Raw genomic sequence first — 22,702 nt, 5'->3', positions numbered from 1 at the left:
GAAGGAAATGGAATTAGTAGAAATTAGACAAGAATTAGAGAAAATGGCTAAGAGATTAGCGGCTTTTAGGGGGTCTCTTTGACCTTCCTAATAAGGAGAAACATATTGCAGAATTAGAAGAAACGATGATGGGCGCAGGATTTTGGGATGACCAACAAGGCGCACAAACTGTAATTAACGAGGCTAATGCGTTAAAAGACATGGTTGGAAAGTTCCGTCAGTTAGATGAGACGTTCGAAAACTTAGAAATAACGCATGAATTACTTAAAGAAGAGTACGATGAAGATTTACATGAGGAACTAGAATCTGAAGTGAAAACTTTAATTCAAGAAATGAATGAGTATGAGCTTCAGTTATTACTAAGCGATCCTTATGATAAAAATAACGCTATTTTAGAATTACACCCAGGTGCAGGTGGAACAGAGTCACAGGACTGGGGTTCTATGTTATTACGTATGTACACGCGCTGGGCTGAAAAACGTGGATTTAAAGTAGAAACGGTTGACTACTTACCGGGCGATGAAGCTGGTATTAAGAGTGTTACACTATTAATTAAAGGGCATAATGCTTACGGTTACTTGAAAGCAGAGAAAGGTGTACATCGTCTTGTACGTATTTCACCGTTCGACTCTTCAGGTCGTCGTCATACATCATTCGTATCTTGTGAAGTTGTACCTGAGTTCAATGATGAAGTTGAAATTGAAGTGCGTACAGAAGATTTAAAAATAGATACGTACCGTGCAAGTGGTGCAGGTGGACAGCACGTTAATACGACAGATTCAGCAGTTCGTATTACGCATACACCGACAAATACGGTTGTAACATGTCAGTCAGAGCGTTCTCAAATTAAAAACCGTGAGCACGCAATGAAAATGTTGAAAGCGAAGTTATATCAAAAGAAACTAGAAGAGCAACAAGCACAATTAGATGAAATCCGCGGGGAGCAAAAAGAAATCGGATGGGGTAGCCAAATCCGTTCTTACGTATTCCACCCGTATTCTCTTGTAAAAGACCACCGTACAAATACAGAGGTGGGTAACGTACAAGCAGTTATGGATGGAGAAATTGATCCATTTATTGATGCTTATTTACGTTCTCGCATTTAATAAGAGAAAAAGCCAACAGAATTGTTGGCGCATGCTGAGGTAAAAGAGGATATAAGAGGTTTATCTTATTTATATTGATGAAATAAAGAGGAAGAGAAGTTGGAAACGACAACTTCTCTTTTTGATGAGATTATATGTAGCATATAATGCCGTATATTGTTTTGTAAAAAGTAGAAAATAGTAAAACAGAGCGGTAATGGAGTAGGACTTTATATGGGATTTCTCTGATTTTGTTTGGAGAAAGAGGTTCTTTATAGAACTTTCTAAGGTGTTCACAGAATTGAAACAATTTGTGAAAGCTTTATTTTATTAGGCTTCTCACTATATTTGTGAAAAATATGAAATATACCTTAGTTTTTCTATATAAAGATAATGCTTATAATGAATAATGAATGTGTATGAAGAATATCAACAATGGGGAGCGATAGAAGTGAAAAAGAAATTGTTGGCTATTGCGTTAGGGACATCAGTCGTTTTTGCTTTAGGGGCATGTGGAAATAAAGAAGAGACTAAGTCTTCAAATCAATCTGCAAGTACAGATAGTGCAGAACAAATTTTCCAAAAAAGTTGTGCAGGTTGTCACGCGAAAGATTTATCAGGAGCAACTGGACCTGATTTAAGAAAAGTAGGCGGTAAGTATGAAGCTGCAGATATCGAAGAAATTATTAAAAAAGGTCGCGGTGCAATGTCACCTGGACTTATTCAAGGTGAGGACGCAAAAAAAGTAGCTGAATGGTTAGCTGAACATAAATAAAAAAGGTGAAATAGACGAGTTGATTATATGATCTTACCTAAAAACGATATAGGTTAAGAACTATGTCAGCTCGTTTCCCTTTATCAGGATGTAACATAACTGTAACAAAAATGTATCCGAACTGGAAACCGATTGATGTTACAATGAGGTTTGTAGAATTTTGATGAAATATATTACATAGAGCAGCGTTGCTAATAAAAGGCATGTAAGGAAGCTGCCTTCAACAAGAATGGTAAACAGAGAATAAAAGTTTTTATTTTATTTTCAAATGCACAGAAAAGTATTTCGAAAAAAAATCATTAAGTATTGGGTGATAAATAATGATAAAAATGACGAATGTTTATAAGGAGTATCCGAATGGTATGAAAGCCATTGCTGGTCTCACAGTTAACATTAAACAAGGTGAATTCGTATACGTAGTTGGACCGAGTGGAGCCGGAAAATCTACATTTATTAAAATGATGTATCGTGAAGAGAAACCATCTACAGGATCAATTAATGTAAATGGACTTGTAATTGAAACATTAGCAGAAAGAGATGTTCCATATTTCCGTCGTCAATTAGGCGTGATTTTCCAAGATTTTAAATTGCTACCTAAATTAACGGTATATGAGAATGTTGCGTTTGCTTTAGAAGTAATTGAAGAAGAACCAGATGCGATTCGTGAACGTGTTACAGAAGTGTTAGGTCTTGTAGGTCTAGATGATCGTGCAGATGCACTTCCAAGTGAACTTTCAGGCGGAGAGCAACAACGTGTGGCGATTGCAAGAGCGATTGTAAATAGACCAAAGGTTGTAATTGCCGATGAGCCAACAGGTAACTTAGATATTGAAACGGCTCTTGATATTATGAAGATTTTCACACGCATTAATGAGCGTGGTACAACGATTGTTATGGCGACACATAACGCAGATATCGTAAATACAATTCGTCATCGTGTAATTGCAATTGAAGGCGGAAAAATTGTTCGAGACGAGATTGAGGGAGGATACGGATATGAAGACTAATACCCTTAGTCGACATTTGCGAGAAGGTGTAAAAAATCTATCCCGTAACGGATGGATGACATTTGCTTCTGTAAGTGCAGTAACAGTTACATTATTACTTGTAGGTGTCTTTTTAACAGCGATTATGAATATGAACCATTTTGCGACGAAAGTAGAGCAAGATGTAGAAATTCGTGTGCATATTGATCCAGCGGCAAAAGAAGCTGATCAAAAGAAATTAGAAGAAGATATGGGTAAGATTTCGAAAGTAGATTCTATTAAATATTCTTCTAAAGAAGAAGAGTTGAAACGTTTAATTAAAAGCTTAGGCGATAGTGGGAAAACGTTCGAGTTATTTGAGCAAGATAACCCATTGAAAGACGTATTTGTTGTAAAGGCGAAAGAACCGACAGATACGGCAACAATTGCGAAAAAGATTGAGAAAATGCAGTTTGTAAGTAATGTTCAATACGGTAAAGGTCAAGTTGAAAAATTATTTGATACTGTAAAAACTGGTCGTAACATCGGGATCCTGTTAATTGCTGGTCTTCTATTCACAGCGATGTTCTTAATCTCTAACACAATTAAAATTACAATTTATGCTCGTAGTACTGAGATTGAAATTATGAAACTTGTTGGTGCAACAAACTGGTTTATTCGTTGGCCGTTCTTGTTAGAGGGATTATTCCTAGGAGTATTAGGATCAATTATTCCAATTGGCGTAATTTTAGTTATATATAATTCACTACAAGGTGTGTTTAATGAAAAACTTGGCGGAACAATTTTCGAGCTTCTACCATACAACCCATTCGTATTCCAATTAGCTGGTTTATTAGTGTTAATCGGCGCATTAATCGGTATGTGGGGAAGCGTAATGTCAATTCGTCGCTTCTTAAAAGTATAAAAAGTTGCAAACATAATTCGTACAAGCTTATCATATAGTAGAAATAGGTAAAGGCATCACACATCGTGTGATGCCTTTTGCTACACCACCTGTGTGTTCTGGAAAGGGGAATTCCGCATTGAAACGTAGAGTTGCAATTATTGGAATGGTTGTTGCATTTTTAATTGGTGCTGGCGGTATGTTTGGCGGTATGTACTTGTTTGGGATAAACCCAGCGTATGTAACGCAAACGGTATCGAATGGCAATGCTGGCACAGCGCAAGGGAATTTGGCAAAGATTAATGAGGCGTATGCACTAATTGATTCACGTTATGTGGAAGACGTGAAAGATGACAAGTTAGTCGAAGGTGCAATACAAGGAATGTTGTCTACGCTGAAGGACCCTTATTCCACGTATATGGATAAAGAAACGGCAAAACAGTTTAGTCAGTCACTGGATCCTGAACTTGAAGGGATTGGAGCTGAAGTGAACAAAACGGACGGTAAGCTTATTATCGTATCACCAATTAAAGGTTCACCAGCAGAAAAGGTAGGAATTAAACCGAATGACCAAATTTTATCTGTAGATGGAAATAGTGTGAAAGACTTATCACGAGAAGAAGCAGTATTAAAAATTCGTGGTAAAAAAGGAACGACTGTTGCAATTGAAATTAAGCGTGCAGGAGTGGCTGATCCGATAGAATTTAAAATTAAGCGTGAAAAGATTCCGATTTTCACTGTATTTAGTTCTGTAAAGCAAGAGAGCGGAAAAGATATCGGCTATATGCAAATTACTTCTTTCGCTGAAAATACTGCGAAAGAATTTAAGGATCAGTTAAAAGGGTTAGAGAAGAAAAATATAAAAGGCTTAGTTATTGACGTGCGTGGTAATCCTGGCGGTTATTTAAATAGCGTAGAAGATATACTAGGGGAAATCATGACGAATAAAAAGCCAATGCTACAAGTAGAAGAGCGAAATGGTCAGAAGAAGAAATTCTCTACGGAACTCAAAGAGAGAAAGCCTTATCCAATTTCGGTATTGATTGATAATGGAAGTGCTTCTGCTTCAGAGATTTTAGCGGGTGCGCTGAAAGAGGGGGAAGGCTACGATTTAATTGGTGAAAAAACGTTTGGTAAAGGTACTGTCCAGCAAGCTGTTCCATTTAAAGATGGCAGTAACATTAAATTAACGATGTTTAAATGGTTAACACCAGACGGCAATTGGATTCATAAAAAAGGAATTGCGCCAACTGTAGAAGTGAAGCAACCAGATTATTATCATGCGACACCAATTCAAATTGAAAAGACACTTTCATACAATTCAAATGATGAGCAAGTAAAACACGCGCAAGAAATGCTTAAGAGCTTAGGATATGTACCAGGCCGTGAAGATGGATACTTTAGTAAAGAGACAGAATCAGCACTGAAAGCATTCCAAAATGCGAATGAGATGGAAGCGACAGGACAACTTGATAAAAAGACAGCTGAAGCGATTCAAACTAAAATTATTGAAAAAATCCGTTCTGGAGAAAATGATTTACAATTACAAACAGCATTGAAATTAATAGTGAAATAAGAAATACAGGCACTTTGGTGCCTGTATTTTTTTATGTGTTAAACACACGTTTCTTTAGTTATGATAAGATAAAAAGAAAGAATGAGATAAATGGTGGTGAATGAATTCGTGGAGGCATGGCTTTTTGAAATACTACGAGCAGTTGGACGTTTTTTCTTACACCCTGCTGTCTATGTATTTTTAATTAGTAGTATCTTCGTTGGATACTTACGTATATTACGAGAACGAAAAGACTTTTCTTTTAAAGTATATGATATTTGGTTTGAACTGCGAACATCTCTGTTTGCAGGAGTTGGATATGGATTAATCGTATCTATTATTACGGTTGGGCTTGGGCTCGTTGTTTCAAAAGCGAGCATATGGATGATTTTAATTTGGACGCTAGTATTCGGATTAACTGCTATGTATCGATATTTATCTGCAGCTTATACGTTCGGAATCGCAATTGTATTCGTTTTATTATCTTCTAAGATGCCAATTTCCTTCTTACAGCTTGGGGAAGGTGAAGAGGGTACGATTGTATCACTTGCTATTCTATTAGGCGTTATGCTCGTTGTAGAGGGTTTATTAATCTCTAAAAATGCAGTACGGTATTCTACGCCAAAAATTAAAAAGGGTAAGCGTGGTTTAAGAATTGGGCTACATGAATCAAATCGCTTGTGGATTGTACCAGTATTTATTCTTATACCAGGAGACGCGGTGACAAATGTTATTTCTTGGTGGCCTGTCATTTCAATTGGTTCGACTACATACTCTTTATTCCTCGTTCCGTTTTTAATTGGATTTATGAGAAAGATTAGAAGTTATGAGCCGACGGAAGCTTTATTATTTACAGGAAGACGTGTCTATGGATTAGCAGGAATCGTACTTGTTTTAGGTATCGCAAGTTACTGGTGGCACGTACTCGCAATTATCGCGATGGGAGTCGCAATGCTTGGACGCTTCACGATCTCGATGCAAGAGAAGATTGCAGACGAGACAAGGCCAGCATACTTTGCCGCACGTAATGATGGACTTGTTGTGTTAGATACAATTCCGAATACAATTGGGGCAGAGATGAATTTAAAGCCTGGAGAAGTTATTACGAAAGTAAATGGAATCATTCCAAGAAGTACCGAAGAGTTTTATGATGCGCTTCAAACGAAGACGACAGGAGCGTTTTGTAAATTAGAAGTGTTAGATACAAATGGTGAGCTTCGTCTTGCTCAAACGGCATTATACGCCGGGGGCCATCATGAATTAGGTGTTGTATTTGTTCAGCAAGAGCACGATTGGGATTCGGAAGCGATATGATAGAAATAAGGGTGTCACCTAGTCAAAAATTTTGACTAGGTGACACCTTTTTTATTTTAGGAACAGCGCGAGAGTAAATGAAATTTATATCAGCGATTATTCGAATATATCGACCGCAACTCGAAATATATCAGCGATTCAACAAGCGATATCGATTTCCCAATAAAAACTGTGGCCTCTATTTTAGTTTCATAGACGGATAACTTGAATAATTATTTGATAATGGTTATCATTTAGGGAGTCTTTTAATTTGGAAAAGGGAGGAAAGATATGCTACGTAAATTTTTTTCTTATTATAAACCGTACAAAGGTTTATTCGTACTTGATTTTTCCTGTGCAGTTATCGCAGGTTTACTCGAACTTGGGTTTCCGCTTATCGTAAACCAATTTATTGATAAGCTATTACCAGGACAAAACTGGACGCTTATTTTATGGGCTTGTTTCGGTTTACTCGCAGTTTATATTTTAAATGCAGGTTTGCAATATGTCGTTACATACTGGGGACATATGCTTGGTGTTAACATTGAAACAGATATGAGGCAGAAATTATTTGATCACATTCAAAAGCTATCATTCAGATTTTTTGATAATAATAAAACAGGCCATTTAATTTCACGCCTTACAAACGATTTAATGGAAATTGGGGAAATTGCTCACCACGGACCAGAAGATTTATTTATTGCCATTATGACTTTAGTCGGAGCATTTTCATTTATGATGATGATTAACTGGAAGTTAGCACTATTAACATTCTTCGTTATTCCGTTCTTATTATGGTTGGCACTTTACTTCAATAAAAAAATGACAGGTACGTTTAGACGTTTATTCTCAGACGTTGCTGATTTCAATGCGTGCATTGAGAACAATGTTGGTGGTATCCGCGTTGTACAAGCATTCGGAAATGAAAAATTTGAGAAAGAGCAATTTGCTGTAAATAATGCTCGTTTTCGTACAACAAAATTAATGGCGTATAAAATTATGGCGTTAAACTCATCTATTAGTTATATGCTAATGCGTCTCGTAACGCTCTTTGTATTAATATGTGGTACATGGTTTGTATTGCAAGGTGAATTAACGTACGGTGGATTTATTGGATTCGTTTTGTTAACGAATATTTTCTTCCGACCAATTGAAAAAATTAATGCGGTTATTGAAAGTTATCCGAAAGGAATCGCTGGTTTTAAACGATATGTAGAACTTCTTGAAACAGAGCCTGACATTGTAGATTCTAAAGATGCAATCGAAGTAAAGCATGTACATGGCGATATTCAATATAACAACATTACGTTCGGATATGAAAATAAAGAACCGATTTTAAAAGATATTAGCTTGAAAATACATGCAGGTGAAACAGTTGCTTTCGTTGGGCCATCAGGGGCAGGAAAAACAACGTTATGTAGTTTATTACCGCGTTTTTACGAACAATCATCTGGATCGATTCAAATTGATGGAATTGATACGAAAGAGATGACGTTATCGTCACTTCGTAAGCAAATCGGAATTGTGCAGCAAGATGTTTTCTTATTCTCTGGAACAATTCGTGAAAATATCGCTTACGGAAACTTAAAAGCTTCAGAAGCTGAAATTTGGCAAGCTGTAAAGCGTGCTCAGTTAGAAGATTTGATTTACTCGCAGCCAGAAGGTTTAGATACAGTTATTGGTGAGCGTGGCGTGAAACTTTCAGGGGGGCAAAAGCAGCGCTTAGCAATTGCTCGTATGTTCTTGAAAAACCCGCCAATTTTAATATTAGATGAAGCAACTTCTGCGCTAGATACAGAGACGGAACTTGCTATTCAAAAATCACTTGCTGAACTATCCGTTGGTCGTACAACGTTAGTTATTGCACATCGACTTGCAACTATTAAAAATGCGGATCGCATCGTCGTTGTAAATAAAGATGGTATTGCAGAACAAGGTTCACATAATGAATTAATCGAGCAGGGCGGGGGGTATAGCCGATTATATGAAGCTCAGTTTAGTTCGTAAATATAATTTCTGCTGAATTAGTGCACCATAAGTAAGTGGAAACCTTATATGGGAGGCTATAAAGCATGATTGTAACAACAACTTCTACAATTCAAGGGAAAGAAATTATTGAGTATATTGATATCGTTAATGGAGAAGCGATCATGGGTGCGAATATCGTTCGTGACCTTTTCGCTTCTGTCCGTGACGTTGTCGGTGGTCGCGCAGGCGCCTACGAAAGTAAATTAAAAGAAGCACGCGACATTGCAATGGAAGAGATGAAAACTCTCGCAAGACAAAAAAATGCGAACGCAATAGTTGGTATCGACGTGGACTACGAAGTAGTCCGCGAAGGGATGCTAATGGTTGCGGTGAGTGGAACTGCTGTCCGTATATAAAGTGAAACTTTAATCAGTGGGGGTTTTGTTCATCTCCCACTGATTATCAGCCCGCACCAATCGGGCTTTTACGGGCAGTTGATCTCCCACCTAACTTCTTTGCTCCAGCCGAATTTTGAGGTGGGAGTCTTACTGCCCACAAATAGCGGGATAAAATGAAAAGCCGTGCTGGTGCACGGCTTTTTGTTATTAGTGATGCGGTTATCGTGTCTAACATTATAGGTAGGTCGATATTCTATGTCGAAACGTCGATATTTCTTGGGAAATGCGAAAGGTTCCGTCGAAATATAGGGAAGACATTAGAGAGCTTCTTGACACTTTCGAATTTGAACTAATAATTGTTCGTATTCTTGTTCGAGAATTGTGATGTCATCGTGATGATTGGGTATAGAAATCCGGCTGATGATTTCTGTTAATTTTGTTTGTAATCGTAATAATTCTTGTTCAGTAACGTTTACAGAAGCTTGAGTTGTTCTTTTTGTGTATTGCTCGTAATTGCCATGGAAGATTCTTGGTTCGTTTTCATCTACTTGTAGAATATGGTCTGCAACAGAACGAATAAAGGCACGGTCATGGCTAATGAAAAGTATAGTGCCAGGATACTCTTGTAACATGCTTTGTAATTCTTCTTGCGTTGTTAAATCTAAATAGTTTGTCGGTTCATCGAGCAGAAGCATATTATAGTTTCCTAAAAATACTTTTGCGAGTGCAACCTTCATCCGTTCACCACCACTTAAGACGTGCACAGGTTTATGAACATCTTCACGGCGGAAAAGAAGGCGAGCAAGTATTGTCCGAACGAACGATTCCGTATAGTTTGTTTCTTCTAGAACATTTTCCAAAATTGTTTTATTCGTTTTTAAAATAGATAATGTTTGTTCGAAGTATCCAATTTTACAACTTTTCGAAAGCTGGATGCCACGCTCATTTGCGAGAAGCATTTTGAACAATGTCGTTTTTCCATTTCCGTTTGCCCCTAAAATAGCAAGCTTTGCGCCGGGAGCGATAGTTCCGCTCATATTTTGGAATAGTGTGCGGTCCTCTATTTTCTTGGTTGCTTTATTAAGCTGTACAACCGCTTTACTATGAATTGGTGTATGGTATTGTACGTCAAACCGGGCTTGAGAAAAATCTTTCGGCTTTTCCTTCTGTTCTAATTTTTCGAGACGTGTTTCTAATGCCTTCGCTGCTTTGCTAACATTTTCTTGGCCATGAGCCCCACTTAATTTATAAAGTTTAGATTCAGATGAACTGAACCGTGTTGGGACTTTTGTCATGCTAGAAGCTCGTTGCTTTCTTTGTAAAATTGATTGTTCTAAACGATTTTTTTCTTGTACATATTGCTCGTATTCTGCTTGTTTTTGTATTCGCTCACGTTCTTTTTGTTTTCGATAGTTTGAATAATTCCCTTTATATTCTTGAATAGTACCGTCTTCAACTTCGATGATTTTGGTACATATGGTATCTAGGAAATCACGATCATGCGATATTAAAACAAGTGCACCTTTATAAGAGCAAAGTGCCTTTTCTAATTGCTCTGTACCGAACATATCTAAGTGGCTTGTTGGTTCATCAGCAAATAGAATGCCTGCATCTTGTTCGAGAGCATGGGCAATCTTTAGGCGCATTCGTTCACCACCGCTCATTGAATCTGCAACGTTTGAAATACTCCATTTTCCTTTTGCGAGAGAAGAAGCGCTTTCCGGTATTTCCGCGCTAAGCTGAGGAATGATGGCGATAGAACTATGATGAGTTACTGTACCTTTGTCAGCTTCTATTTCTTTACTTAATATTTGTAATAACGTAGATTTTCCAGCTCCGTTGACCCCGACAATTCCTATACGATCGTTTGCTTGAATTTCTAATGATGGTAATGTAAATATGGTGCGATCACCAAAGCTCTTTTCGATATTACGTGCGAATAAAATAGTCATAAAAAACCCTCCCTAGTTTCACTAGAGAGGATAAACGTCGCCCTTGAATGTAAAAATCGTACATAAATAAGCGATGCACATATTTTCACATGATCGTTTCGAAAGAAAGTATCGACAAATGGACAGACTAATCCCCTGCTAGTTTTCATCATTTTTGTTCACTATTTGTGATGGATGAAATAAATAAGAGAATTAGAACTTCATTGGTCAAAGTACCTTCCTTTCATAAGATTATTTTTATTGTATGCGCATACAAATGGATTTGTCAAACTTATTTCTGGTTGCTATTTTTGAATTTATTATTATACAATTGTGCTTTTGCGAGTGCTTCAGCATCATTTTGGATTTCGTTTAATCCGTTCGCATCACCAATAACATACCCTTCAAATGAAGAGCCAACAAAATCAAAGATATATTGGAACTGGGCGATAAGTGGCAATGCCTTCAGTTTCGGATTATCTCCACCAACGATGACAACGTACATTTTTTTACCTTTCATTTTTTCTTTGAAATGAAGGGATTTATCGCGCAAGCTTTGTGACCAGCGATCAACGAAGTTCTTCATATGACCGCTCATTCCATACCAGTATAGCGGCGTTGCAAAGATGATTGTATCGTGTTCTAGCATGCGCTCAATTAACTGTTGGTAATCGTCATTTACAGGTTGGAATCCTTCCGCATCATGGCGTTGATCTGTAATAGGATGAACGGTATGGTCGCGCAAATAAATTTGCTCCGCTTCGGTTCCGTCAATCATCATATGTGTTAAGGCTTCCGTATTTCCGTTTTCTCTTGAACTACCGTGTATAACAAACATGTCATCATTCCTTTTCTTTTGCTTGTTTTAGGAGTGAAACGTGTTTTTGCAAGTTGGCTTGAATACTAGAGAGCAATTCGATTTGTTTCGTGACTTCATCTAGTTTATCTTCGTAAAGTGCAAGAATACTACTGCATGGATTTTCGTATAAATGCGGCTCGATTTCAAGGCAGCGCAGCATTCGTGCTGTTTCTTCTAAATTTAGGCCAAGCTGTAAGTACATTTGAATAAGTGCTACCTTTTCGATGGCACTTTTATCAAAATCACGATAACCATTTTCGAGGCGGTTTGAAGGGAGTAATCCCTTTTCTTCGTAATGTCTTAGTGAACGTTCGCTAACCCCGGTTTCTTTTGATAACTCCCCAATTCGCACTGTATTTCACTCCTTTTACATGTATTGTAAACCTTCACACTAATGTGAAGGTCAACTCTGTTTTTTGGCAAAAGAATCTACATGATTTAAAAAGACTTGAATGGCTTTAGAAGGGATGAAATATTTGCCGCGTACGATGGAGAACGGGCGGATTAGCTTTTCGTTAGGCACGGGGACGTGGAATAGTTCTTTTGCTAATAATTCTTTCCGCACGGTCCAATCCGAAAGTATAGCGATGCCAAGCCCAGCAGCGACGGCTTCCTTCACGCTTTGTATACTGCTGAATGTAAAGAAGCGCTTCATTTTTAAGTGATGTTGGTGTATAAAGCGATCGCTATAGGCGCGTGTGCCAGAACCGCTCTCCCTTAATACCCAGACTTGATCTTGGAGAGTATTTTCATTTATTTCCTCGGTATGGAGCAATGGATGGTTTGGCGGGACGACAAGCTTCATCTCATCTTGCATAAAGGTTTCAACATCTACGTCGGCGTATACGACTTGGCCTTCCACTAAGCCGATATCAATTTGATTAGAGCGAATGCTTTGCAAAACTTCTTCTGTATTGGAGATGAATGTATGAACTTCGACGTGCGGGTTTTCATTAGCATAGCGCGCTAATATTTTTGGAAGTAAGTATTCGCCAATTGTAAAGCTAGCGCCGATCCGCAGCGTTCCCGTTACGACGTTGTGCAATTCATTAATTTCTTGTTTCGCATCTTCATAAAGTGAGAGCATTTGCTTTGCGTGTATGTATAAAATATTTCCTGCCTCTGTAACTTGGACGTGCTTTGGGGAGCGCTGAATAAGTGTAGTTCCAAACTCATTTTCTAAGTTGCGAATGTGCATACTAACACCAGGTTGTGAAAGATTTAATAGCTCTGCAGCGCGCGAGAAATGCTTTTGTTCAACAACGGTCACAAAAATCTTTAAAATGTCGACGTTCATCGGATGTGCTCCTTTATTTTTGCTTTCATTTTATCATAAGTTTTTTTAATGATTGAGATTTAATATTGATATTAAACTTATCATTAAAACTCTCTTATAATGTAAATAGAAAGAACATGCATGTTCCAATACGATTATTGGGGTGGTACAAAGTGGAACAAACACTTGTTATACAAAAGAAGAAGCGTCTTGGTTTTTCGCAAGGGGTTGGGATTACGTTATTAATCGCCATTGCTGCGAAATATTTAGCGGAGCTTCCATTTTTAAATATTATGGGACAATTAGTAATCGCTATTCTAATCGGGATGGTTTGGCGAGCGACGATTGGAATCCCTCACGAAGCGATAGCGGGAACGAACTTTGCGAGTAAGAAGTTGCTTCGCTTCGGAATCATCTTACTCGGAATGCGATTAAATCTTGTAGATATTGCGAAGGCGGGGCCGAAAGTATTGGTCATCGCTGCGGTTGTTATTACATTTACAATTTTCGTTGTCTATGGACTAACGAAAGTATTTAAAGTAGAAAAGAAATTAGGAATTTTAACAGCATGCGGGACGGCAATTTGTGGCGCGGCTGCGGTCGTGGCAATTGCACCGCAAGTGAAAGCGAAAGATGAGGAAACAGCAGTTGGGGCAGCGATTATTGCTATTTTAGGTACGATATTTACACTTATATATACGCTATTATATCCAGTGCTTGGCTTTTCTCCGTATGGTTACGGCGTATTCTCAGGTGCGACACTACATGAAATCGCTCATGTTATCGCGGCTGCGGCTCCAGGAGGAAGTACGGCAGTTGATATTGCTGTTATCGTAAAATTAACACGCGTTGCAATGCTTGTACCAGTAGCGATATTAATTGGATTATGGTTTGGTAAGAGCGAGGGAAGCAAAGAAAAAGGATCGTGGCGCGATCTTCCAATTCCTTGGTTCATCTTCGGATTTTTAGCGATGAGTGCGGTGCATTCACTTGGAATTATCCCAGAAGTTGTTGCCGGATATATTGTAGTAATTGCGTACATGCTTATCGCAATGGCGATGGCAGGGCTCGGTTTAAATGTAGAGTTTAAAACGTTCCGTAAATTAGGAAGTAGAGCATTTGTGGCAGGGCTGATTGGCTCGGTTTGTCTTTCGGTGCTTGGATACGTTCTTGTATATGTATTAGGATTTATGTAGTAGCGAAGAAGGAGGCATCTCTTTAGATGCCTCCTTCTTTTTCGTAATGCAATAAATTAAGCATAATTGATAATTGCCTTTCTACTTCAGTAAATTGTTTCTCTCTCACAAGTTTAATGATTTTTTGAGTTCGCCTAAAGCGAAATGGACGTACGACTTGGATAATGAGAGGTAAAGTTTTCATTTCTAGTCTAGAGAGAGGTCTTTCCTTCATATAAGCAGATAAAAATTCGTAAAAACAATCATCTTTATCATCACCCATCAGTTCATAGGCTAAAAAGATTCCTTCTCCGGCAAGGTGATTAATAAATACCTCATCTCCGGCAATATTGAAATCGATTAGTGATTCGAATGCATCGCTATCGTCTAATAAAATATTGTTAGGAGAGAAGTCGCCTTGTACAGCCCCCTTTGGTAAGTCATTCCATACCATTTGTAACTCCTTTCGTTTTTTATAAAAAAGTGTAAATACTTCTTCCACTAATGTTTGATCAATTTCAGCATCTTTTAAACTGTCTTTTAAAAGGTTGGATTCTAATTCTATATCATCATATACGCCAGGTGCATCAGAGGCATTCCCTCCAAACATTCCCCAATATGTGCCGTAATCGAAATGAATATGGTGTTTTTCGGAAATAGCGTGCGTTTTACCTAGCAAACTTCCTAAAGTACGTAGTTGCGATTTATTTATTTCCTCGTCTGCTATCTCTCTTCCCGGCATCCATTCTTCCGCGGTAATAGGAAATGGGATTTCAAATGAATGAGCAGGTAAGTAATATCGCCCATCATTCGTTTTGAATCGTCGTGGTACTGGAATATCATTTTCGATAAGAGCATGGGAAAATTCTCCTTGTATTTGAAGTCCTTCTAGCGTGGTGAAAGGGTCTCTATAAAACCGGATTAATAGTTTGTAATTAGTTGTAGTACAGGTGATGAGTATATCTTTATCTTTAGAAAAGCGTATTACTTCATAGTGAAAGGGTTCTTCTATACAGAATGCTTGTAACAAGCATTGTATTGTAGTGTTTTCAAACATAATAGTTTCCTCCGATATAAGGTACTTAAATGTATATTTCCATACGGCGAAAATTTTACCTTTTTTTGTAAAGATATCTTCACTTGAAACTGGAAAATATTTATAATTAAAGTAAAGATATCTTTACTTTCGAAGGTGGATCCTATGGGTGTGAAAAATATAATTAAAGAATTACGAAAACAAAATCATATAACACAAGTTGAAATGGCAAAGGCGATGCAAGTGACACGGCAGACAATCGTGGCGATTGAGAACCATCACTATAACCCGAGTCTAGAGTTATCCCTAAAAATCGCCAAATATTTTGGAATGAAAGTGGAGGAAATATTTACGCTGGAGTAAGGAGAGAGAAAATGCAAGATGAGTTTGAGAGATTTCAATCGGATAAAGCGTTTAAATATGTAGGGTTATTTTTCGTGATGAGTATGGCATCAACGAGTGTGTTAGCAACAAAGACTAGTAAATAGATAGATAAAGGGGAAGCGGAATGGGATTACCGATATTATGTGTCGCTACGGCTATATTTGCTTTGTTTTGGGGAATACAAAATTTCTCTCGTAATCCAGTGCCAAGTGTATGTATTATGATTGGTACTGTAGGCTTATCGTACTATTTATTAAATTCAGCACATTATCATAAAACGGCAACGAGTGTTGTTATTGGAGCGATTATATTATCGTGTGGGTGCGCTATACAAAAGGTGTTATTTCCATAAAAGCTGTTTATACAAAAAGTATAAACAGCTTTTTGTATTTTTTTTACAAATCACTTGAAAGTTACGTTACGTCACCTTTTATAATGAAAGAGAAGAGGTGATGGCAGTGATTTCGATTCAAGAACTTACGAAGGAAACAGGGGTTACGGTAAGAACGTTACGCTATTATGATCAAATCGATTTATTAAAGCCGAGTGGGAAAACGGATGGGGGACATCGGTTATATAGCGAGAGAGATGTTATTCGTTTGCAGCAAATATTATTTTTAAAAGAAATGGGTTTTTCATTAAAAGAGATTACGAATATGTTAATAACAGGTGAGCTCAATTTAAAAGTATCCCTTGAAAAGCAACTCAAGTTTGTACAAGAGGAACAGAAAAAATTTAATCGAATGGAACGTATTTTACAAGCGGTGGTGCATTCGGTAAATGTGGAAGGTGAATTAGATTGGAAAGTTATGTTTGAACTCATCCACCTTTCTAGACAGTCTCCACGTGTACGTGAAATATTCCAAAATGAAATGTTTTCAAGAGATGAGCAAAAGTTGTTACGTAATTTGCCGAACATGAGTGAAAAAGATCCGAATGTTTTAGAATGGGTAGATTTATTAAAGCAATTACGCACCTTTATGAAAGAAGGTAAGGAAGCATCGTGTGGTGAGGTACAAGGGGCAACAAAGAAATTAATGCAGAAATGTTTAGAGATGGCAAATGGTGATGAAGCATTTTTAGATAAATTGTGGGAAGTAAGAAAGTCAAAAGAAGATGCGCAGAAAATGAGTATGTATCCAATTGAGGAAGAGCTTCTAGTATATATGGATGAGGCTTTTCGTATATATGACGAAAGGGAGAAGAATAAATGAGTATACTCGCAGAATATCGATGGTATTTTTTAATTGGGGCAGAGATTGTATTTTGGTTATCCGCTATCGGATTCTTTTTACTGAGATATGGATTTCGCTTGAAAAAGGCGAGCTTTATTATGGGGATGGTGCTGCTAGTCAATGAAGTATTTATTTTAACTTTAGGGGTAGTGGATTATTATCAAACAGGGAAGTTCTCTAATTTCCAGATCATTACGGTAATCATCTTATTATATGCAGTTTTTTATGGAAAAAAAGATTTAAAGAAATTAGATATATTTGCACAAAAACTAGTTGCGAAATGGCGCAATGAACCGATTCCTTTTATTGAAGAACAAATCGAATTGACAGGTATGGCTTATGCGAAGCAGGAAATGAAAAATTGGGCTTTGCATCTTATTTTGTTTGCTGCTGTTCATATGTTTTTTTTCTTCGTGTATGGGCTTATCCCATTTGAACAATGGGGAAATTGGTTAGAGTCAGGAATCGTTTTAAATAAAGCAGCAAGTCGTGTAAGCCAAGTGTGGGCGATTATTCTTTTAGTGGATACAGTTATTTCATTTTCATATGTGATTTTTCCTAAGAAGGAGAAAGGGAAAGAGAAGCTACTTTCATAGAGGAAAGTAGCTTTTGTAATTTTAGTATAGGTTTCTTTTTAGGGTATACAAACAGTTTGTATAGGAGAGGATGACAATAGGAAAAAGAGTCGCGTGAAGTAGAGGTTGTTTATAGGTTAATAGATTGTACGAGTGAAAATGGACGCAATGGATATGACTTATTATATGTACCTATAAAATAAAATTGATAGAGGAAGGTAGTGTTTACTCCTTCCTTTTTCTATGTATAACTTGTCGAAAACTTTACCGAATATCTGTTCGTTTTTTTAGGTTTTTTATGGGTATTCGTGTTAAAATAATAATACAGATTTTTATGAGGAGGTCGGATTTTACTTGGAACATCAATTTGAAATTATCTCAGAGTATTCCCCACAAGGCGATCAGCCGGAAGCGATAGAGAAGCTTGTAGAGGGAATTAATAGTGGAAAGAAAAAGCAAGTGTTGCTTGGAGCGACAGGAACGGGTAAGACATTTACGATTTCAAATGTCATTAAAGAAGTGCAGAAGCCAACACTTGTAATGGCTCATAATAAAACGTTAGCTGGACAGTTATATAGTGAGTTGAAAGATTTTTTCCCTAACAATTCTGTTGAGTATTTTGTTAGTTATTACGATTATTATCAGCCAGAAGCGTATGTGCCGCAAACAGATACGTTTATTGAAAAAGATGCACAGATTAATGATGAAATCGATAAATTACGCCACTCGGCAACGTCTGCTTTATTTGAACGAGATGATGTTATTATCGTTGCGAGTGTGTCGTGCATATACGGTTTAGGTTCTCCGGAAGAATACCGCGAGTTAGTTGTTTCACTTCGAGTTGGTATGGAAAAGGACCGTAATCAATTGCTTCGTGAACTTGTTGATGTGCAGTATGGACGTAATGATATTGATTTCAAGCGTGGTACATTCCGTGTGCGCGGAGATGTAGTTGAAATCTTCCCGGCATCACTTGACGAGCATTGTATTCGAATTGAATTTTTCGGTGATGAAATAGATCGTATTCGAGAAGTAAATGCATTAACGGGTGAAGTATTAGCAGAACGTGATCATGTAGCAATCTTCCCAGCATCTCACTTCGTTACACGTGAAGAAAAGATGAAGGTCGCTATTGAAAATATTGAAAAAGAATTAGAAGAGCGTTTAAAAGAATTAAATGATAACGGTAAATTGTTAGAAGCGCAGCGCATAGAACAACGTACACGCTATGATTTAGAAATGATGCGTGAGATGGGTTTTTGTTCAGGGATTGAAAACTATTCCCGTCATTTAACACTTCGTCCAGCAGGTTCGACACCATATACACTTTTGGACTATTTTCCAGAAGATTTCTTAATTGTTATGGATGAATCGCATGTATCGGTGCCGCAAGTAAGAGCGATGTATAACGGAGACCAAGCGCGTAAGCAAGTGCTTGTGGATCATGGATTCCGCCTGCCATCAGCGTTGGATAATAGACCGCTTACGTTTGATGAGTTTGAAGAGAAAACAAATCAAGTTATTTACGTTTCGGCAACGCCAGGACCATACGAATTAGAGCAGTCACCGGAAGTAATAGAACAAATTATTCGTCCAACAGGGCTTTTGGATCCACCAATTGATATACGACCAATTGAAGGTCAAATTGACGATTTATTAGGAGAGATTCAAGATCGCATTGCAAAAAATGAACGCGTATTAATTACGACTTTAACGAAAAAAATGTCAGAGGATTTAACAGATTACTTAAAAGATGTAGGAATTAAAGTGAACTATCTTCACTCTGAAATTAAAACGTTAGAACGTATTGAAATCATTCGTGACCTTCGCCTTGGTAAGTTTGATGTACTTGTCGGTATTAACTTATTACGAGAAGGATTAGATATTCCAGAAGTATCACTTGTAGCTATTTTAGATGCTGATAAGGAAGGATTCCTACGTTCAGAGCGTTCGTTAATTCAAACAATTGGTCGTGCAGCACGTAATGAAAACGGCCACGTTATTATGTACGCAGATCGCATAACAAGATCAATGGGAATTGCGATTGAAGAAACGCAGCGTCGTCGCCAGTTGCAAGAAGCTTACAATAAAGAGCATGGTATTACGCCGAAGACGATTCAAAAAGGAGTACGTGACGTTATTCGTGCGACAACAGCAGCTGAGGATACGGAAACATATGAAGCAGCACCAGCTAAGAAGATGACGAAAAAAGAACGTGAAAATACAATTGCGAAGATGGAAGCAGAGATGAAAGAAGCAGCAAAAGCGTTAGATTTCGAGCGTGCAGCTGAATTAAGAGACTTACTATTAGAATTAAAAGCGGAAGGGTGACAAGAGTGAGTAAAGATTTTATTGTTGTAAAAGGTGCTAGAGCGCATAATTTAAAAAATATTGACGTAACCATTCCGAGAAATCAGCTTGTTGTTGTGACGGGATTGTCTGGTTCTGGGAAATCATCGTTAGCATTCGATACGATTTATGCAGAAGGACAGCGCAGATATGTGGAATCTTTATCTGCGTACGCACGCCAGTTTTTAGGACAAATGGATAAGCCGGATGTTGATATGATTGAAGGCTTATCTCCAGCGATTTCAATTGATCAAAAAACGACGAGTCGTAATCCTCGTTCAACTGTCGGAACAGTAACGGAGATTTATGATTATTTACGTTTATTATTCGCGCGAATTGGTACGCCGATTTGTCCGAATCATGGAATTGAAATTACATCACAAACAGTGGAACAGATGGTAGACCGTGTTCTTGAATATCCTGAACGTACGAAGTTGCAAGTGTTAGCGCCTATTGTGTCAGGGCGTAAAGGTGCACACGTGAAAGTACTAGAAGATATTAAGAAGCAAGGTTATGTTCGTGTGCGCGTGGATGGAGAGATGCTGGATGTATCTGAAGAGATTACGTTAGATAAAAATAAGAAGCATTCAATTGAAGTTGTTATTGATCGTATTGTTGTGAAAGAAGGAATTGCAAGCCGACTTGCAGATTCACTTGAAAGTGCATTGAAGCTTGGCGGAGGCCGGGTTTTAATCGACGTAATGGGAGAAGAAGAGCTTCTCTTTAGTGAGCACCATGCTTGTCCACATTGTGGTTTTTCAATCGGAGAATTAGAGCCGCGTATGTTCTCGTTCAATAGTCCTTTCGGCGCGTGTCCTTCTTGTGATGGACTTGGTTCAAAGCTAGAGGTAGATTTAGAACTTGTTATTCCGAACTGGGATTTAACATTAAATGAACATGCGATTGCTCCTTGGGAACCGACAAGTTCGCAATATTACCCGCAATTATTAAAATCTGTGTGCAATCATTACGGCATCGATATGGATATGCCGGTGAAAGATATACCGAAAGATTTATTTGATAAAGTGTTGTACGGAAGCGGTGAAGAGAAGGTTTATTTCCGCTATGTGAATGAATTTGGTCAAGTAAAGGAAAATGAGATTTTATTTGAAGGTGTTATTCCAAATATCGAGCGTCGTTATCGTGAGACGAGTTCTGATTATATTCGCGAACAAATGGAAAAGTATATGGCAGAGCAAGCTTGTCCGAAGTGTAAAGGCGGACGCTTAAAGCCAGAGAGTTTAGCTGTTTTCGTTGGTGATAAAACGATTGCCGATGTAACAAAATATTCCGTTCAAGAAGTACAGGATTTCTTTTCAAATGTTGAATTAACCGAGAAACAACAAAAAATTGCTCATTTAATTTTGAGAGAAATTCAGGAGCGCGTTGGTTTCTTAGTGAACGTCGGTTTAGAATATTTAACGTTAAGTCGTGCCGCAGGAACTTTATCAGGTGGTGAAGCACAGCGTATCCGTTTAGCGACGCAAATCGGTTCTCGTCTTACGGGCGTACTTTACATTCTTGATGAGCCTTCTATCGGTTTGCATCAGCGCGATAATGATCGTCTTATTCGCACGTTGCAGGAAATGCGCGATTTAGGAAATACGTTAATCGTCGTTGAGCATGATGAAGATACGATGATGGCTGCGGATTATTTACTTGATATCGGACCTGGTGCAGGTATTCATGGTGGTCAAGTTGTATCAGCGGGCACACCAGCTGAAGTGATGCAAGATGAGAACTCATTAACAGGGAAATATTTAAGCGGTAAAGAGTTTATTCCAGTACCACTTGAACGACGTAAAGGTGATGGACGTAAAGTGGAGATTGTCGGTGCGAAAGAAAATAACTTAAAGAACGCGAAAATGTCATTCCCTCTAGGTACATTTGTCGCAGTAACAGGCGTATCTGGTTCTGGAAAAAGTACGATGATTAATGAAGTACTATACAAATCGTTAGCTCAGAAGCTATATAAAGCGAAAGCGAAGCCAGGGGCTCATAAAGAAATTAAAGGTCTTGAGCAGTTAGATAAAGTCATTGATATTGATCAATCACCAATCGGGCGTACACCACGTTCCAACCCAGCAACATATACAGGCGTATTCGATGATATTCGTGATGTGTTTGCGCAAACGAATGAAGCGAAAGTGCGTGGATATCAAAAAGGACGTTTCAGCTTTAACGTAAAAGGTGGCCGTTGTGAAGCGTGCCGTGGGGATGGAATTATTAAAATCGAAATGCACTTCTTACCAGATGTGTATGTTCCGTGTGAAGTTTGTCACGGTAAACGTTACAACCGTGAAACGTTAGAAGTGAAATATAAAGATAAGAACATTTCTGAAGTGTTAGAGATGACGATTGAAGATGGGGTAGAATTCTTTGCTAATATCCCGAAAATTAAGCGTAAACTTCAAACACTTGTAGATGTAGGGCTTGGTTATATGAAATTAGGACAACCAGCTACGACATTATCAGGTGGTGAGGCGCAGCGTGTGAAATTAGCTTCTGAATTACACCGTCGTTCTACAGGGCGTACGTTATACATTTTAGATGAGCCAACGACTGGTTTACATGCACATGATATTGCACGTCTTCTGGAAGTGTTGCAGCGTCTTGTTGAAAGTGGCGAGACGGTACTTGTAATCGAGCATAATTTAGATGTTATTAAAACAGCTGATTATATCGTTGATCTTGGGCCAGAAGGTGGAGACAAAGGTGGACAAATCGTTGCTTCCGGAACGCCAGAGCAAGTGGTGAAAGAAGAACGCTCGTATACAGGTAAGTATTTAAAAGAGATTTTAGATCGTGATAAAACAAGAATGAAAGAGAAAATAAAAGAAGTAGAGTTATCACAATAAGTTTGTTAGTGAAAACCGAGTGTAAAGATAAAAAAATACACTCGGTTTTTATTTTATGGGGGAGAAAATGGAATTTATAGA

Annotated in this window: 20 protein-coding genes and 1 pseudogene; 16 read left to right on the top strand and 5 right to left on the bottom strand. The window is 38.0% G+C overall.

Features of this window, described 5'->3' with window-relative positions; translation table 11 throughout:
* Positions 1 to 7 precede the first annotated feature (7 nt).
* The 8 genes from prfB to ACTFQM_RS20535 all read left to right on the top strand — a co-directional run bounded on the left by prfB (position 8) and on the right by ACTFQM_RS20535 (position 8,961).
* Positions 8 to 1,106, top strand: a protein-coding gene (gene prfB / locus ACTFQM_RS20570) for a peptide chain release factor 2 (protein ID WP_400530222.1) whose coding sequence is annotated in 2 segments (ribosomal slippage) — positions 8 to 79 and positions 81 to 1,106 — 1,098 coding nt in all. Because the reading frame shifts where the segments join, the coding sequence is not laid out codon by codon here.
* Between the two features lie 430 nt (positions 1,107 to 1,536).
* Positions 1,537 to 1,860: a cytochrome c551 gene (cccB, locus tag ACTFQM_RS20565; RefSeq protein ID WP_025148195.1), complete on the top strand. Its 324-nt coding sequence runs from the start codon at positions 1,537 to 1,539 to the stop codon at positions 1,858 to 1,860.
* Positions 1,861 to 2,180: 320 nt separating this feature from the next.
* A complete protein-coding gene (gene ftsE / locus ACTFQM_RS20560; protein ID WP_033795390.1) occupies positions 2,181 to 2,867 on the top strand; it encodes a cell division ATP-binding protein FtsE in 687 nt (228 codons plus the stop codon).
* Complete coding sequence (gene ftsX / locus ACTFQM_RS20555; protein WP_002174205.1) at positions 2,857 to 3,750, top strand: permease-like cell division protein FtsX; 894 nt, start codon at positions 2,857 to 2,859, stop codon at positions 3,748 to 3,750. Before ftsE ends, ftsX begins: the two co-directional genes overlap by 11 nt.
* A 118-nt stretch (positions 3,751 to 3,868) precedes the next feature.
* Positions 3,869 to 5,305 (top strand): S41 family peptidase, encoded by a 1,437-nt coding sequence (locus ACTFQM_RS20550; protein WP_440036048.1) that lies wholly within the window; start codon positions 3,869 to 3,871, stop codon positions 5,303 to 5,305.
* A 108-nt stretch (positions 5,306 to 5,413) separates the two neighbouring features.
* Complete coding sequence (locus tag ACTFQM_RS20545) at positions 5,414 to 6,598, top strand: PDZ domain-containing protein (RefSeq protein ID WP_440036047.1); 1,185 nt, start codon at positions 5,414 to 5,416, stop codon at positions 6,596 to 6,598.
* 270 nt (positions 6,599 to 6,868) lie between these two features.
* On the top strand, positions 6,869 to 8,584 hold the full coding sequence (locus ACTFQM_RS20540) for an ABC transporter ATP-binding protein (RefSeq protein ID WP_327907988.1): 1,716 nt from the start codon (positions 6,869 to 6,871) through the stop codon (positions 8,582 to 8,584).
* Between the two features lie 65 nt (positions 8,585 to 8,649).
* On the top strand, positions 8,650 to 8,961 hold the full coding sequence (locus tag ACTFQM_RS20535) for a heavy metal-binding domain-containing protein (RefSeq protein ID WP_002068307.1): 312 nt from the start codon (positions 8,650 to 8,652) through the stop codon (positions 8,959 to 8,961).
* 299 nt (positions 8,962 to 9,260) lie between these two features.
* Here ACTFQM_RS20535 and abc-f read toward each other — a convergent pair whose 3' ends face one another.
* From abc-f to ACTFQM_RS20515, 4 genes are all read right to left on the bottom strand, one after another.
* Positions 9,261 to 10,895 (bottom strand): ribosomal protection-like ABC-F family protein, encoded by a 1,635-nt coding sequence (gene abc-f, locus ACTFQM_RS20530; protein WP_440036046.1) that lies wholly within the window; start codon positions 10,893 to 10,895, stop codon positions 9,261 to 9,263.
* A gap of 271 nt (positions 10,896 to 11,166) precedes the next feature.
* Entirely contained in the window at positions 11,167 to 11,712 is a 546-nt protein-coding gene (locus tag ACTFQM_RS20525) for a flavodoxin family protein (RefSeq protein ID WP_440036044.1), read from the bottom strand.
* Between the two features lie 4 nt (positions 11,713 to 11,716).
* Complete coding sequence (locus tag ACTFQM_RS20520) at positions 11,717 to 12,085, bottom strand: MerR family transcriptional regulator (protein WP_440036042.1); 369 nt, start codon at positions 12,083 to 12,085, stop codon at positions 11,717 to 11,719.
* A 51-nt stretch (positions 12,086 to 12,136) separates the two neighbouring features.
* Positions 12,137 to 13,030 carry a LysR family transcriptional regulator gene (locus ACTFQM_RS20515; protein ID WP_071717446.1) on the bottom strand — a complete coding sequence of 298 codons (894 nt, stop codon included), beginning with the start codon at positions 13,028 to 13,030 and terminating at the stop codon, positions 12,137 to 12,139.
* A 152-nt stretch (positions 13,031 to 13,182) separates the two neighbouring features.
* On the opposite strand from ACTFQM_RS20515, the gene ACTFQM_RS20510 reads away from it, so the two are divergent.
* Positions 13,183 to 14,205 carry a YeiH family protein gene (locus ACTFQM_RS20510; RefSeq protein ID WP_440036041.1) on the top strand — a complete coding sequence of 341 codons (1,023 nt, stop codon included), beginning with the start codon at positions 13,183 to 13,185 and terminating at the stop codon, positions 14,203 to 14,205.
* 22 nt (positions 14,206 to 14,227) lie between these two features.
* Here ACTFQM_RS20510 and ACTFQM_RS20505 read toward each other — a convergent pair whose 3' ends face one another.
* Entirely contained in the window at positions 14,228 to 15,241 is a 1,014-nt protein-coding gene (locus ACTFQM_RS20505) for a phosphotransferase enzyme family protein (protein WP_440036040.1), read from the bottom strand.
* A 144-nt stretch (positions 15,242 to 15,385) separates the two neighbouring features.
* Here ACTFQM_RS20505 and ACTFQM_RS20500 point away from each other — a divergent pair, with 144 nt between their 5' ends.
* The 7 genes and pseudogenes from ACTFQM_RS20500 to uvrA all read left to right on the top strand — a co-directional run bounded on the left by ACTFQM_RS20500 (position 15,386) and on the right by uvrA (position 22,621).
* Positions 15,386 to 15,583: a helix-turn-helix transcriptional regulator gene (locus ACTFQM_RS20500; RefSeq protein ID WP_440036039.1), complete on the top strand. Its 198-nt coding sequence runs from the start codon at positions 15,386 to 15,388 to the stop codon at positions 15,581 to 15,583.
* Between the two features lie 145 nt (positions 15,584 to 15,728).
* The gene (locus ACTFQM_RS20495) at positions 15,729 to 15,956 is read left to right on the top strand and encodes a hypothetical protein (protein WP_440036038.1); all 228 of its coding nucleotides are present in this window, start codon (positions 15,729 to 15,731) and stop codon (positions 15,954 to 15,956) included.
* A gap of 100 nt (positions 15,957 to 16,056) precedes the next feature.
* Positions 16,057 to 16,818, top strand: coding sequence for a MerR family transcriptional regulator (locus ACTFQM_RS20490; protein WP_440036037.1), 762 nt, complete (start codon positions 16,057 to 16,059; stop codon positions 16,816 to 16,818).
* Positions 16,815 to 17,435 carry a hypothetical protein gene (locus ACTFQM_RS20485; protein WP_440036036.1) on the top strand — a complete coding sequence of 207 codons (621 nt, stop codon included), beginning with the start codon at positions 16,815 to 16,817 and terminating at the stop codon, positions 17,433 to 17,435. The genes ACTFQM_RS20490 and ACTFQM_RS20485 overlap by 4 nt, the downstream gene beginning before the upstream one ends.
* Before the next feature lie 83 nt (positions 17,436 to 17,518).
* A pseudogene (locus ACTFQM_RS20480) lies at positions 17,519 to 17,617 on the top strand (DUF4362 domain-containing protein); the annotation flags it as partial.
* A gap of 151 nt (positions 17,618 to 17,768) precedes the next feature.
* Positions 17,769 to 19,745: an excinuclease ABC subunit B gene (uvrB, locus tag ACTFQM_RS20475; RefSeq protein ID WP_440036035.1), complete on the top strand. Its 1,977-nt coding sequence runs from the start codon at positions 17,769 to 17,771 to the stop codon at positions 19,743 to 19,745.
* Between the two features lie 5 nt (positions 19,746 to 19,750).
* Positions 19,751 to 22,621, top strand: a complete 2,871-nt coding sequence (gene uvrA / locus ACTFQM_RS20470) for an excinuclease ABC subunit UvrA (protein ID WP_440036034.1) — start codon at positions 19,751 to 19,753, stop codon at positions 22,619 to 22,621.
* Positions 22,622 to 22,702 lie beyond the last annotated feature (81 nt).

Source organism: Bacillus cereus group sp. MYBK30-2 (assembly GCF_051915945.1).
Taxonomy (GTDB): domain Bacteria; phylum Bacillota; class Bacilli; order Bacillales; family Bacillaceae_G; genus Bacillus_A; species Bacillus_A paramycoides.
This window is presented reverse-complemented; position numbering and strand designations above follow the sequence as displayed.

Excerpts from the sequence above, each read along its gene's own strand:
- ACTFQM_RS20505 (WP_440036040.1), bottom strand. The coding sequence starts at position 15,241 with ATGTTTGAAAACACTACAATACAATGCTTGTTACAAGCATTCTGTATA.
- ACTFQM_RS20500 (WP_440036039.1), top strand. The coding sequence starts at position 15,386 with ATGGGTGTGAAAAATATAATTAAAGAATTACGAAAACAAAATCATATA.
- ACTFQM_RS20540 (WP_327907988.1), top strand. The coding sequence starts at position 6,869 with ATGCTACGTAAATTTTTTTCTTATTATAAACCGTACAAAGGTTTATTC.
- ACTFQM_RS20525 (WP_440036044.1), bottom strand. The coding sequence starts at position 11,712 with ATGTTTGTTATACACGGTAGTTCAAGAGAAAACGGAAATACGGAAGCC.
- ACTFQM_RS20515 (WP_071717446.1), bottom strand. The coding sequence starts at position 13,030 with ATGAACGTCGACATTTTAAAGATTTTTGTGACCGTTGTTGAACAAAAG.
- ftsX (WP_002174205.1), top strand. The coding sequence starts at position 2,857 with ATGAAGACTAATACCCTTAGTCGACATTTGCGAGAAGGTGTAAAAAAT.
- ftsE (WP_033795390.1), top strand. The coding sequence starts at position 2,181 with ATGATAAAAATGACGAATGTTTATAAGGAGTATCCGAATGGTATGAAA.
- ACTFQM_RS20535 (WP_002068307.1), top strand. The coding sequence starts at position 8,650 with ATGATTGTAACAACAACTTCTACAATTCAAGGGAAAGAAATTATTGAG.
- ACTFQM_RS20490 (WP_440036037.1), top strand. The coding sequence starts at position 16,057 with ATGGCAGTGATTTCGATTCAAGAACTTACGAAGGAAACAGGGGTTACG.
- ACTFQM_RS20485 (WP_440036036.1), top strand. The coding sequence starts at position 16,815 with ATGAGTATACTCGCAGAATATCGATGGTATTTTTTAATTGGGGCAGAG.
- ACTFQM_RS20495 (WP_440036038.1), top strand. The coding sequence starts at position 15,729 with ATGGGATTACCGATATTATGTGTCGCTACGGCTATATTTGCTTTGTTT.
- abc-f (WP_440036046.1), bottom strand. The coding sequence starts at position 10,895 with ATGACTATTTTATTCGCACGTAATATCGAAAAGAGCTTTGGTGATCGC.